Origin of the sequence: Shewanella youngdeokensis, from assembly GCF_033180165.1 — a bacterium.
GTDB classification, from domain to species: Bacteria; Pseudomonadota; Gammaproteobacteria; order Enterobacterales; family Shewanellaceae; genus Shewanella; species Shewanella youngdeokensis.
This window is the reverse complement of sequence record NZ_CP136522.1, coordinates 3,124,601-3,137,615: the sequence shown is the minus strand read 5'-3', so window position 1 is coordinate 3,137,615 and position 13,015 is coordinate 3,124,601. Positions and strand designations below refer to the sequence as shown.

Here is a 13,015-nt window from a genome sequence, read left to right as displayed (position 1 = left end):
ATGAAGCGTGATTAACCTACATTTGTAGGGGCGTTTCAGGTATGAGTATTTAGTCGTAAAAATTTTGAATTAAAGGACGTCATCATGGAATTGTACAACCTTAAGCATCCGTCTCAAGAGGTGAGCTTTACACAAGCGGTTAAGCTCGGTCTGGGTAAAGATCGTGGCTTATTTTTCCCAAAAAGTATTCCGACTCTAGATAATATTGATGGCCTACTTGCATTGCCGTTTGTAGAGCGCAGCAAGAAAGTAATTGGTGCTTGGTTAGCCTCTGAATTAGGTCAAGATACAGTGGATAGGCTGATTGATAATGCGTTTAACTTTGAGTTGCCTTTAGTTAAAGCTGATGAGAGTTTATATAGCTTAGAGTTATTTCATGGACCCACACTCGCTTTTAAAGACTTTGGCGCACGGTTCATGGCGCAATGTTTAAATGAGTTAGCAAAAGAAGATAAGATTAACATTTTAACAGCCACCTCCGGAGACACCGGTGCTGCTGTAGCTGATGCTTTCTACGGACTTGATAATATCAATGTCGTTGTGCTTTACCCCAAAGGTAAAATCAGTGTATTACAAGAAAAGATGTTTACTACATTAGGTGACAATATCCACACAGTGGCAATTGACTCTGATTTTGATGCCTGTCAAACGCTAGTAAAACAATCATTTGAAGACAGCGATATTCGTGATGGTTTGCATCTTAACTCTGCTAACTCAATCAATATAAGTCGTTTACTGGCGCAAATTTGTTACTACTTTGAAGCTGTTGCACAGTTCAAACGCAGTAATGACTCTGATCCGGTTATTGCGGTACCCAGTGGTAATTTTGGTAACTTGACTGCAGGGTTATTTGCTAAAGCGATGGGGCTACCGATAAAGCGCTTTATTGCTGCAACCAATAGCAATGATACCGTGCCTCGCTACCTTGCTCATGGCGAGTGGTCACCGCATTTAACCATTGGAACAATGTCGAATGCAATGGATGTGGCAGAACCAAGTAACTGGCCGCGTGTCGAAGCTATTGTTAAGGCAATGGGCTGGTCTCTTGCAGATATTAAAGGTATTGGTGTGTCGGAGGAGGACACTGTTGACTCTGTTAAGGCACTAAATGCTGTTGGTTACTTGTCAGAACCGCATGCCGCTATTGCAGCTTTTGCATTAAAGCAAACTATGGCAGCCGAAGAAAAAGGCATTTTCCTTGGTACTGCGCACCCAGCTAAATTTAATGAGGTTGTTGAGCACATTTTGTCGATAGAGCTTCCTTTACCTACCGAATTGGCAAACGTAGTCACTAAAACCATTTTGTCGGCCAATTTGACGGCAGATTTTAGCGTGTTAAAAGCGCATTTGTTTGAGATTTTAGCTGACTAATTTAGTAACAAATACGGCTAAAAAATTAAAAAGAGGAGCTGTTACAGCTTCTCTTTTTTGTTGGCTAAATGTAATTGTGGTTTACGTAAAAGCTGGTGGTAGCGCGTAGCGTAGCGCGATTGGTAACATCTACCGCCACTCATTAACAAGTGGCGCGAGGTGTATTTTAGGTATCCCTTCTACCGTGATCTGAGTCACGCTTTTTTGCCTCGATTTTCTATATTGTGCGGCGCTGTTTTAATCAAAGGTATCTGGCCCGTGTTACGTATTGTAGTGAGTCTGTTATTAATTAGTTTGTTGGGTGGTTGTGCCAGTAATGGTGATGTGCAGATCCACCAACGAATAAATGAAGCCTACGATTTTGAAGTGACCCATTGCGACAGTTTTGCAATGGTCACAGGAGTCGGTCGAGGCGAAACATCGCTTAGAGATGCTAAGCTCAGCGCGATGAAACAAGGCGAAGAGTTGTTTGGTACTCATATTGTCTGGTTACAAATTGATTTAGGTGAACCGACCAAAGTGGTTGCTGTTATCTACAAGTGCTTAGCTTAGTGTAATAAGTGATTTAATAAAGTCCCTTACGCCTTTGCTAAGTAGCGTAGCCAGTTAATCTCTTCATGCCAGATATCACTGTTAATCGTTTCTAAGATCAACGGGATCCCTTTAACTGCTTCAAATTCCATTAGTGTGGCAAAAGCTTCTGCGCCTATCTCGCCTTTACCTAAAGACTCATGTCGGTCCACTTTGCTGTTTAGGTGAGTTTTACTGTCATTTAAATGCATTGCTTTGAGGTAACGGTTACCAACTATGCGGTCAAACTCGTTAAATACCGCCTTACAGCTTGTTTCGGTGCGGATATCATAGCCTGCTGCAAACATATGGCAGGTATCGATACACACTCCAACGCGCGACTTATCTTCAACGGCTTCGATTATTTGTGCAAGTTGTTCAAAGCTATGCCCCAAGTTAGAACCTTGGCCTGCTGTATTTTCGATTACCGCCGTGACGTTATTTGAACCCTCTAACGCAAAATTGATCGAATCGCTAATTCTCGCTAGGCATTGGTCGGTATCAATAAGCCTTAAATGGCTACCTGGGTGAAAATTAAGTAACGTTAAACCGATTTGTTCACACCTTGCTATCTCATCAAAAAAAGCTTGGCGTGACTTTTGGAGCAACTCATCATTTGGGTGACCAAGATTGATGAGATAACTATCGTGAGGCAAAATTGCATCCATTAGAATATTGGCGCTTTGGCAGTTTTGTTGAAACTGCGCTATCTGCTCACTCTCTAATGGTTTACTTTCCCAACGGCGTTGATTTTTGGTAAATAACGCAAATGCATTAGCGCCTATGGCTGCTGCGTTTTTTGGGGCATTGGCGATACCGCCAGCGGCACTAACGTGAGCACCAATAAAATGGGTCGGCTGCATTGCTTATTATTCCTGTGGTTTGAATCTATAATGGTAACTCTATTGTTCTGTAATAGCAGAGCTTTATTTGAAGAATATTCAATGTATTGGTTATCGGTATTTTCTAGGCCGTGAGGCTTTATTCAAGTCTGTGTATAGGAAAAGGGGCTTACCCTGCTTTGCTGTGGCAGCGCTGGATTTCTGCTCTGGCATAATTGTTTCGTGCCTTTACAGTTATTAGGCATCGTTAGTTCTAAATTAAAGTCGATAAGTCACATGCGATAAATTGATATGCTTTAGCTTGCTTATCATTTTTTTGGCTGAACTACCTCGCACTCTATTTAGCGAATTTTCCGCAATTGGGCGTTAAATAAGTCACGCCAGCATAAGCTGTTTGGGCAGTAAAGCAACTACGATTGATGTAACATAACAGTGTTTTCATGCCCTAACTTAGGTTGTTGGCTAGTTTGGAATTAAATCTAACTAAATCATCAAGGTAGCGATTTATTTAATATAAATAGATATTTAGCTGCTTATTTGAACTGATTTTTTAATCTGCTTTTATTGATCCTAGTCACGAAGTCTACCGTTATCATTTTGTTATAGTTAGCTGTTACTTTTTGAAGTTAATTACTCACTGTATGCCGTGCAATCATTTTGGATGGAGAAAACTATGCTAGCTAGATTGATGAAGGATCACGCACATATTGCTATTTTGCTTAATATTTTAAAAGCTAAGCGTAGTAAGTTAGTCAGTGGTGATCTGGTTAATTATAATTTAGTCCGTGATATCGTTGAGTACATGCAAAGTTATGCAGAGCACAGTCACCACCCACTAGAAGAGGTTATTTCAGAGTTTTATTGGCACAAGCAAGGTAAAGCCTATATTAATGAAACCTTAACTTTTGAGCATGAAAAATTAGCAAATGCCTCAGTATCTTTAATGGCGACGTTAAACTTGATCTTGTCTGACATAGTGGTGCCGAAAGAAAATTTGGTAACTGACTTAGAGAGTTATGTAGAGTTGCAGCAGTCGCATATGGAATTTGAAGAGGCGAAGGTGTTTCCTAAATGGTCTAGCTTATTTACAGAACTAGATTGGAAAGAGATCCGCGAAATGTGCCGTGCTCGCATTATTGACGACCCATTATTTAGCGAAAACGACAGTGTGTTATTTGAAGAATTAAAAGAGTATATCGAGCAGGCTAAAATGTCGGCTTAGAATCAAAAAGAGCGCCTACGGCGCTCTTTTCTGGGCTTTTACATGATGAGCGTGTCTAAACTGCCATCAAACCCATTATCCATATCTTGTAGCTCTTTAAGTAGACGATGTCTTTCTTTTAAAGCTTCAATTTCACGCCACTTCCTTTTTTTGTTAGAGCTTCGTGATCTGCTTGGCTTCTCAACGACACTCTCTAGCGCACTACCATAATCAAGTCTATTCATGGCAACCTCCCTTTATTTATTTTGTGTCCAAATAAATAGCATGTTTTCTAAGCAGGGTGCAATACAAATGTTTGCAAAATGTTAAAATAATGCTAGTGGTTCAGCCTTGTTATAAATGGATTGGTGGCAAAAAAGAATAAAATCTATACTTTTGTGAGGCTTAGCGCTAAAAAGAAAAAGCCAGTCGAAACTGGCTTTTTGGGAGTGTGGCAAATGCAAAACGGATTTAGATTTTTTGCTGCTTAAATAAATTAATTAAGCCATTACTAGAAGTATCTAAATCTTCTGTTTCAGTTGAGTCTGTTAATCGTTTTAGTACCTTATCGCCTAATAATTTACCTAGCTCAACGCCCCATTGATCGAATGAGTTAATTTGCCATATCGCACCTTGTACAAAAGTTCTGTGCTCGTAAAGTGCAATTAAGGCGCCAAGTGTTGTTGGGGTTAACTTATCCATCAACAGAGTGTTGCTGGGTTTATTGCCAGGCATTACTTTATGTTGAGCGATGAGTTGCTTCTCATTATCACTTAGAGAAGCGTTGCGGACTTCTGCTAAGGCTTCATCAAAGGTTCTTCCTTGCATTAATGCCTGAGTTTGCCCAAAACAGTTTGAGGCTAACTGAACATGATGCTCACCTAGAGGGTTATGGCTATTAAGTGGCATAATGAAATCGGCTGGAATAAGCGCAGTGCCTTGATGTAACAACTGGTGATAAGCATGTTGACCGTTAGTGCCTTCGCCACCCCAAATCACAGGACCAGTGGTGTATTTGACATCAGAGCCATTTAAAGTAACTGATTTACCGTTACTTTCCATATCTAATTGTTGGAAATAAGCTGGTAGACCACGTAAATAGTGATCATAGGTCAGCACGACATGCGATTGTGCATTGAAGAAATTACCGTACCACAGTGAGAATAGTCCCATGATCACTGGCATATTTTGCTCTAACGGCGTATTAGCAAAGTGGTTGTCCATGTCATGCGCACCGGCTAAAAGTGCGCGGAAGTTGTCCATTCCCACGAGTAAAGCAATGGGTAAGCCTATAGCCGACCAAAGAGAATAACGTCCGCCGACCCAGTCCCACATTGGAAAAATGTTACTTGCATCAATTCCGAAATCTGTTGCTTTAGTGACATTAGAGCTTACGGCTACAAAGTGTTTTGCAACATCTGATTGCATAGCTCCCTGTGTTAAAAACCACTCTTTAGCACTTAATGTATTGGTTAAGGTTTCTTGGGTACCGAACGACTTTGATGACATAACAAACAACGTCGTTTCAGCATTCAGGCCTTTGAGCTTTTCGGTAATGGCGGTACCGTCAACATTAGCCACAAAGTGACAATTTAATTGTCCGCTCCAATATGGGCGTAATGCTTGAGATACGATCTTAGGCCCTAAAAAAGACCCGCCAATTCCGATACTAACAACATCAGTGATTGTTTTACCGGTAAAGCCTTTCCACTCACCTGAAGTGACGGAATAGACAAATTTTTCCATTTTGTCTAAGGTCTGGTGCACCTCAGTTACGATATTAACGCCATCGACCTTGATGACCTTATCTTTTGGTGCGCGCAGTGCCGTATGCAAAACGGCTCTTTGCTCGGTGTTATTAATGACATCACCGGCAAACATGGCTCTGACTTTTTCTTCAATTTTCGATTCTTTTGCCAAGTCAAACAGTAATGACAACGTCTCGGTAGACGCTCTGTTTTTAGAGTAATCTAAAAACAGACCGCATGCTTTGGTAGACATTTGGCTAAATCGCTGCGGTTGTTGCTTAAATAACTCCCGCATATGTGGCACTGTTGTGCTGTGTTTTTCTAAGGCTTGCCAACTAGCAAGCTGTGTCAGAGTGGTCATGTAGAGTCCTATTCCATTAAGACATTAATTTTGATTTTAGCATTAACTCTAGTTTGCCTTGGTCAATGGCAAAGTTACGGATCCCTTCAGCTAGTTTTTCAACAGCCATTGGGTCTTCGTTAAACTCCCAACGAAATTGTGCTTCAGTCATTGAAGATTCTTGAGCAATCACTTCGGTTGCTGGAAGTAGTTTTTGCACTATGGGTGTATTACTGTTAGATAATTCTTCTAAAAGTGCAGGGCCGATGGTCAATCTATCACAGCCTGCCAATTCGATAATTTCGCCGGTATTGCGAAAGCTTGCGCCCATCACGACAGTGTTAAATCCGTAGCGTTTGTAATAGTCGAAAATACGGGTAACAGAGACAACACCTGGATCTTCACTTGCTGAATATTCTTGTCCGCTATCTTTCTTGTACCAATCTAGAATACGACCAACAAAAGGAGAAATCAGGTAAACACCTGCTTCGGCACAGGCACGTGCTTGAGCAAAGCTAAATAATAGGGTTAGGTTACAATTGATACCCTCTTGCTCTAACTCTTTTGCTGCGCAAATGCCTTCCCAAGTTGAAGCAAGTTTTATTAAAATACGTGATTTATCGATCCCTGCTTCTTGGTAGAGTTTTATCAGTTTATGGGCTTTGGCGATTGAGGCGGTTTTGTCAAAAGATAAACGTGCGTCTACTTCTGTTGAAATGCGGCCTGGAATAATTTTAAGGATCTCGAGCCCGATGTTGACTGCAAGTTTGTCACCTGCGTCTTCAATCTGCTGTGCTATATCACTAGATTGGCTTTTAGCCCAAGCAATTGCATTGTCGATAAGGTTACTGTATTCAGGAATTTGTGATGCTTTTAAAATAAGTGATGGATTGGTTGTAGCATCTTCAGGTTGGTAACGCTTAATGGCTTCAATATCACCCGTATCCGCAACGATGGTTGTGATAGGTTTAAGTTGTTCTAGTGTGCTAGCCATGTAAATAACATCCTTCTAAATGAGCAATAATAAGCTTGATTGGTAATTGCTGGTAATAAGACCATTATAATGGTCATTTGAACTAATTTTGGAAAAATATTACAGAAAAGTCGTAATAAATCAGCAAATAGATGCTTTTGTCATCTACCGATTAATATTAGCAGCTATTTCTGTATTTATATTAAGCGTCATTACAAAAACAATAACTGTGTCATAGTTCGCTGAGGGCGATGGTTAACGTGCAACTGTTTAAATAAAAAAGCTCACAGCAGGAAGCTGTGAGCTCGTTTTAGACAGAATATAACCGCTGGTTTAAACCGCGGAGATATTGCCTAGCTGTTATTTTAAAGCTGGCACTTTTTGTGTACCGGTCACATGTGCTTCAATGCGGCGGTTGGCTTTATTTGCTTCAGCAGAGCTACCATTGATTACAGGCTTAGTGATCCCGTAACCTTTAGAGGATACTCTTGATGATGAAATGCCGTACTTGTTGATTAACACATCAGCAACCGCTGTAGCACGACGTTCAGACAGCTTCATGTTATAGTCCGCTGCACCAGTATTAGAGGCATGTCCTGCAATTGTCACTTCAGCATTTGGGTGCTGAGTCATAAAGTTTGCAAGGTCTTTGATATCACCAAATGATGCTTCTTTGACTGCTGCAGAATCATTGTCAAATCGTGCTTCGATATCGAAACTTTCTTGAATCTCTTTGTAAACGGTACAACCTTTAGCATCAACTTTATGTGTTGAAGGTGTATTTGGACACTGGTCCATATCATCGTTGACGCCGTCGTTATCAGAATCGCCCACTACGACTTCGACTGGTGCAGGCAGAACCGGCTGCGATTTACTACCAAAGCGGTAGCTTAGCTCTAGTCCATAGTAGTTACTTTCCATGGAGAGCGTATTCCATTTTTCTTCGTCTAGATTTTCATAACGACGATATTTTGCTTGTAACTTAAGGTTGTCAGAAAGATCATATCCAATACCTACACCAATGTATGGCGCGACACCATTGTCACTATAATATTCAGAACCATAGTTCTTATTGTTATAAATGATGTAGTTTAATGCTCCGGCTTCTGCCGAGAGGCTCCAGCGATCTGCTACGGGTAAGAAGCCTACTAAACCTAAGCTCATGCCTTTAGCACCAACATCATTAAGCTTGTTGGCGTAGTCTACCCATTCAGCACGACCAAGGTCGCGATAGCCTAATTCAACTCCGAAGTAATCGTTAAAAAGGAAACCAGCAAAAACATCCCATGCATAGGGATCGTCTGCACCACAGGTTTTCATGGTTTTTTGATCACAATTGGGTTCGTAGTCGTTGATGCCGACACCGCCACCAACGTACCAAGGGCTCATACCATCGGCAGCGCTAGCTGCAAAAGGTAAAAGCGAAGTTAGCAGAACTGCTTTTAGTGTGTTGTTCATCATTCAAAATCCTTAATGTTTTAGTTATAAAACGCTTCCGTATACTTAAGTATTCGTTAAGTAGTACTAGCACTTATCACGGATAATCCATTTGTATTTTAGCTAGGTGACACTATTATCAACTGCAAATGTTATATTTTCCACTATTATTGTTAATTTAGCTGTTTCGAATGATGTAAAAAAAGGGTGCTTACGTTAATAAACACCCTGTAAAGCAGTTATTTTAGACTTGTTAACGCATTTAACGTGTCCATATCCAATTCTCGATACTTTCTGGGTCTACACCATTGGCTTTAATGTAGTTTCGATGATCAACTAAGCGCTGTAACATATCAGTTGTGATAGCGATATGCTGGCTTTCATCAATTACGCCTTGTTGGAACAACTTGTATGCCATATCGATAACAAGATGGTAGCGTGATGTACCGTTTCTAACCCCCATATCAAATGGTGTTGTTGTTGAGCCTTCCTCTTCGTAACCTTTGATCCTAAAGCGGTGACTACCTTTATAATCAAATACCAGTTTTTTGATAGTATTGGGGTAGCCATGGTAGTTAAAGACGACTCCTTTATCTGCGGTGAAAATTTCATCCATTAGCCATGGTTTGCTTTGGAAGTTTAAGCTACCTAAGCCACTGCTGGTCAGTTCGGTGACACTGACAAAACGAATGCGGACGCGTGGTAGTATTTCTCGAATCAGAACTAGGGACGCCATCGCTTCTTGCGTAACGTAGTCACCGCAGCCCACAAGTACAACGTCTGGATTATCATCTGAAGCAAAGTCCCACACCATCACGCCGTCTTTAGCTTGGTTGCGGGCTTCATCGAGTGTTAGCCATTGCGGCAAGTCTTTTTTGCCGGCAACTAAAATATTGAGTTTGTCTCTGTCAGCGTAAGCGCGCTCAGTGTATACCAGTGTACTGTTCCCATCAGCAGGTAAGTAAGCTGAAATGATTTTTGGATGTTTTTCTAGCATTGCACCTAAGAAAGATGGGTTTTGATGCGAATAACCATTGTGATCTTGGCGTTCTAATAGTGAGGACAATACCACGTTGCAAGCCGGTACAGGTTTACGGAAATGCACTCCTTGGCTGGCATAAACGTATTTACAGTATTGGTCCGCCATTGACGAAACGACTTGAGAAAAAGCTTCGTAAGTGGGGAACATCGCATGACGACCGGTAACCGTGTAGCCATGCAGCATCCCGAACAATAAGTTCTCTGACAGCAGTTCTATCACTCGGCCATCGCGAGACATATCTTGATCCCAGCTTTCTATTGGCCATTGCCATGCACGATCTGTTTCTTCAAACACCGCTTGTAGTTGGTTTGAATAGGTTTCATCAGGGCAGAAAATGCGTAAATTACGTTGATCTCGGTTTAATTTAAATGCATCTCGCATCCACTCTCCCATCTTGAACATCGAAAGTCCGCGATGTCCACGAGGCGTTTCTGGTCCATATGCCAGTTTATTGAGATCCGGGTTGGTCAATGCTCGCACGACTTCACCACCATAACTGAGATGTTGACGGCCGCAAGCCAACTCTTTTGGTGGTATTAGTGACTGGATATCTTCATCAAAAATCAACTCACCTTTGTCATTGATGCTGTAAAGCTCATTAAACTTGTAACTTGCCAGCCAAGTATTGAGAGCATCTAGGTGGCCCTTATCTTTGGCACATTTATTGACAATAACTTGGTGAGATTCACAATTGCCTTCAAGCTTTTTACCGGCATATTCAGGTGTTCCAGTCCAGCCTTTGGCGGTTCGCATTAAAATAACTGGCCAGCGCGGCTTAACAATATCTTCACCTGCTCGTGCGCGGGTTTGAATGGCATTAATCATTTCATATGACAAGTCCATTGCGGCAATCATCTGCTCGTATACATCTTGCTCTAATTGATCATCGACAATGATCGGATGGTAACCTAAGCCTCTAAATTCGAGGTCTAGTTCTTCATGGCTCATTCGCCCCATACGAGTAGGGCCGGAAATTTTATATCCGTTTATATGAACAATCGGCAGTACCGCGCCATTATTGATTGGGGACACTAGGCGATTCGCATACCAAGAGGCTGCGAGTGGACCGGTTTCTGATTCACCATCACCAATTAAGCAGGCTGCTATTAAGTTAGGGTTATCAAGTACCGCGCCCCACGCGACTGAAAGTGAGTAACCGAGTTCGCCACCTTCAAGAATTTGGCCTGGAGCCTCTGGGTTGGCATGAGAAGGGTAACCATATGCTGCAGAGAACTTTTGACAAATATCAGTGATACCTGCTTCATTATAAGGTATGGTTTCAGGGTAAAAGTGGCTCAGTGAACCTTCCATAAATAGGTTTGCTTGTACAGCAGGGAAGCCGTGGCCAGGACCAACAAGGTAAACAAATGAGCGGTTGTGCTTTGTGATCAACCTATTGACGTTAGCATAAACAAAGTTAATACCAGGGCAAGTCCCCCAGTGACCAAGTAATCTTGGTTTGATGTCGGTATGGGCTAGCGCGCGTTTGTGTAGTACGTTTTGCTTTAAATAGATTTGTGATGTCGCTAAAAAGTTGGTGGCTCTAACAAATTTCTTTAAGGAAACAATCTCTTGTTGATGTGACATAAACAACCCCATGTACGTGAGCGAAAAGTTAAACAACCTCTATGGGAATTACTATATTTGTAATTTTATTACAAGAATGTGTTCTGTATCTTGTTATTGGAAGTTATTTGCACCGATAGGTGTAATAAAGTTAGATGTAGGAATTATGTTGTTCGGGTTAAGTTGGTTGGGGTAGTGTCGGTTGTTGTGTGATGTAGTTGTCAGCTAAATGGTGAAGTGAGAACTGGATCACGTAGGGTTTTGTCGGTGCTATGCTATTTTGCAGCGTGGAATGCGGTAGGCGTGATTGTAATTTAATCACGTACAGGATAATTCTAAAAGAAAATCTACTGACATTAAAATACTTTATGAAGGATAAACACAAGTCAAACTCGTTCAGCGTTCACTTACTGACTGATGTTTGTCATGGGGAAAATAATAATTATGTTTGAGTCGTTAATTAATGCAATTGAAACGACAGTTAACGCTATCAATGGCGTACTGTGGGGAAGTTTGCTCATTTATGTCTTGGTTGCTGCGGGCGTGCTTTTTACGCTGCGTTTAGGTTTTATTCAGTTCAGGTTATTTGGTCACGGTGTCAAGTTAGTGATTCAAGGGCGTGAAAAAGTTGATGGCGTTTCATCTTTTCAGGTTTTTTGTACTTCAATGGCCGCTCGAGTCGGCACGGGGAACATGGCAGGAGTTGCAGTAGCAATAACTGTTGGTGGTGCTGGTGCGATATTTTGGATGTGGTTAATTGCATTACTTGGCATGGCAACTGCTTTTGTAGAGTCGACATTAGCGCAAGTGTACAAGGTAAAAGATAGCGACGGACAGTATCGCGGTGGCCCTGCTTACTATATGGAAAAAGGCCTAGGTAAGCGTTGGATGGGAACTTTATTCTCCATTTTGCTTATCATCGCGTTTGGTTTTGCCTTTAATGCTGCCCAAGCTAATACCATGACCGATGCTCTTAACAATGCATTTGGTTTCGATAAAACCATGGTTGGCTTAGTTATCGTACTTGTTTCTGCTTACATTATTTGTGGCGGACTCAAAAAAGTGGCACGTGCTTCTGAGTTAATTGTCCCAGTCATGGCGCTTGCATATCTAGCGATAGCACTTGTTGTTTTAGTACTAAATATTGATCAAGTTCCAGCGGCTATCACCTTGATTGTTAAGAGTGCATTTGGCTGGGAAGAAGCTGCTGGTGGCGCAATGGGCGCAATGATGGCAGGTGTGGCTCGCGGTTTGTTCTCTAACGAAGCGGGTATGGGAAGTGCGGCGAATATTGCGGCTTCTGCGACACCTAACCCTAACCACCCAGCCTCTCAAGGCTTTGTACAGATGATTGGTGTATTTGTTGATACTATTGTGATTTGTACTGCATCTGCAGCAATTATCTTATTATCGGGCGTGTTAGATAACCCAGGTGATCAAAAAGGTATAGGCCTATTACAACTTGCGCTGAGCAATGAACTTGGTAGCTGGTCTTCATACTTCATCGCGTTTGCTATTTTGTTGTTCTGTTTTTCTTCAATCATTGCCAACTATAGCTATGCTGAAAATAACATTATGTTCTTAACTAAGAGCAAAAACGTGTTGTATGGGTTCCGTGTCTTAGTATTGGCCATGGTCATGACCGGCTCTGTTGCGTCTTTGCAGTTGGTTTGGAACTTTGCTGATGTCTCAATGGGACTCATGGCATTAGTTAACATTGCAGCGATAGTCATGCTGTCTAAGGTGGCATTTGCAGTCGTAAAAGACTATGAACGTCAAATTAAAGCCGGCAAATCACCAACGTTTGATGCTGGTCAGTTCTCCGAGATCAAAGGGGTTGAGTCTGGCGAGTGGACTGATGAAGTACGCTCTACTGATAAATAATAATTGGAGCTTAGAACCCTCTTCAATTATTTGAATTAGCG

The 13,015-nt window shown here is 41.6% G+C and carries 10 protein-coding genes; 4 read left to right on the top strand and 6 right to left on the bottom strand.

From position 1 onward, the window contains the following. The first annotated feature begins 84 nt into the window (after positions 1-84). Together thrC and RGE70_RS13375 are read left to right on the top strand one after the other, a co-directional pair. Positions 85-1,371 (top strand): threonine synthase, encoded by a 1,287-nt coding sequence (gene thrC / locus RGE70_RS13380; protein WP_310471938.1) that lies wholly within the window; start codon positions 85-87, stop codon positions 1,369-1,371. Positions 1,372-1,629: 258 nt separating this feature from the next. Beyond that, positions 1,630-1,923, top strand: a complete 294-nt coding sequence (locus RGE70_RS13375; RefSeq protein WP_310471937.1) for a hypothetical protein — start codon at positions 1,630-1,632, stop codon at positions 1,921-1,923. 26 nt (positions 1,924-1,949) lie between these two features. On the opposite strand, the gene nfo is transcribed toward RGE70_RS13375, so the two are convergent. Beyond that, complete coding sequence (gene nfo, locus RGE70_RS13370; RefSeq protein ID WP_310471936.1) at positions 1,950-2,804, bottom strand: deoxyribonuclease IV; 855 nt, start codon at positions 2,802-2,804, stop codon at positions 1,950-1,952. 652 nt (positions 2,805-3,456) lie between these two features. On the opposite strand from nfo, the gene RGE70_RS13365 reads away from it, so the two are divergent. Further along, on the top strand, positions 3,457-4,005 hold the full coding sequence (locus RGE70_RS13365) for a hemerythrin domain-containing protein (RefSeq protein ID WP_310471935.1): 549 nt from the start codon (positions 3,457-3,459) through the stop codon (positions 4,003-4,005). A gap of 38 nt (positions 4,006-4,043) precedes the next feature. On the opposite strand, the gene RGE70_RS13360 is transcribed toward RGE70_RS13365, so the two are convergent. From RGE70_RS13360 to RGE70_RS13340, 5 genes are all read right to left on the bottom strand, one after another. Beyond that, a complete protein-coding gene (locus RGE70_RS13360) occupies positions 4,044-4,229 on the bottom strand; it encodes a DUF3545 family protein (protein WP_310471934.1) in 186 nt (61 codons plus the stop codon). A 226-nt stretch (positions 4,230-4,455) separates the two neighbouring features. Beyond that, the gene (pgi, locus tag RGE70_RS13355; RefSeq protein ID WP_310471933.1) at positions 4,456-6,093 is read right to left on the bottom strand and encodes a glucose-6-phosphate isomerase; all 1,638 of its coding nucleotides are present in this window, start codon (positions 6,091-6,093) and stop codon (positions 4,456-4,458) included. Between the two features lie 16 nt (positions 6,094-6,109). Then, positions 6,110-7,066, bottom strand: a complete 957-nt coding sequence (tal, locus tag RGE70_RS13350; RefSeq protein ID WP_310471932.1) for a transaldolase — start codon at positions 7,064-7,066, stop codon at positions 6,110-6,112. A gap of 339 nt (positions 7,067-7,405) precedes the next feature. After that, a complete protein-coding gene (locus RGE70_RS13345; protein WP_310471931.1) occupies positions 7,406-8,506 on the bottom strand; it encodes an OmpA family protein in 1,101 nt (366 codons plus the stop codon). Positions 8,507-8,744: 238 nt separating this feature from the next. Continuing rightward, positions 8,745-11,111 carry a phosphoketolase family protein gene (locus RGE70_RS13340; RefSeq protein ID WP_310471930.1) on the bottom strand — a complete coding sequence of 789 codons (2,367 nt, stop codon included), beginning with the start codon at positions 11,109-11,111 and terminating at the stop codon, positions 8,745-8,747. Between the two features lie 423 nt (positions 11,112-11,534). Here RGE70_RS13340 and RGE70_RS13335 point away from each other — a divergent pair, with 423 nt between their 5' ends. Further along, positions 11,535-12,974: an alanine/glycine:cation symporter family protein gene (locus tag RGE70_RS13335; RefSeq protein ID WP_310471929.1), complete on the top strand. Its 1,440-nt coding sequence runs from the start codon at positions 11,535-11,537 to the stop codon at positions 12,972-12,974. The last annotated feature ends 41 nt before the right edge of the window (positions 12,975-13,015 follow it).

Coding starts and splice junctions, on each gene's coding strand:
- RGE70_RS13365 (WP_310471935.1), top strand. CDS start 3,457: ATGCTAGCTAGATTGATGAAGGATCACGCACATATTGCTATTTTGCTT.
- RGE70_RS13345 (WP_310471931.1), bottom strand. CDS start 8,506: ATGATGAACAACACACTAAAAGCAGTTCTGCTAACTTCGCTTTTACCT.
- tal (WP_310471932.1), bottom strand. CDS start 7,066: ATGGCTAGCACACTAGAACAACTTAAACCTATCACAACCATCGTTGCG.
- thrC (WP_310471938.1), top strand. CDS start 85: ATGGAATTGTACAACCTTAAGCATCCGTCTCAAGAGGTGAGCTTTACA.
- RGE70_RS13335 (WP_310471929.1), top strand. CDS start 11,535: ATGTTTGAGTCGTTAATTAATGCAATTGAAACGACAGTTAACGCTATC.
- RGE70_RS13340 (WP_310471930.1), bottom strand. CDS start 11,111: ATGTCACATCAACAAGAGATTGTTTCCTTAAAGAAATTTGTTAGAGCC.
- RGE70_RS13360 (WP_310471934.1), bottom strand. CDS start 4,229: ATGAATAGACTTGATTATGGTAGTGCGCTAGAGAGTGTCGTTGAGAAG.
- pgi (WP_310471933.1), bottom strand. CDS start 6,093: ATGACCACTCTGACACAGCTTGCTAGTTGGCAAGCCTTAGAAAAACAC.
- nfo (WP_310471936.1), bottom strand. CDS start 2,804: ATGCAGCCGACCCATTTTATTGGTGCTCACGTTAGTGCCGCTGGCGGT.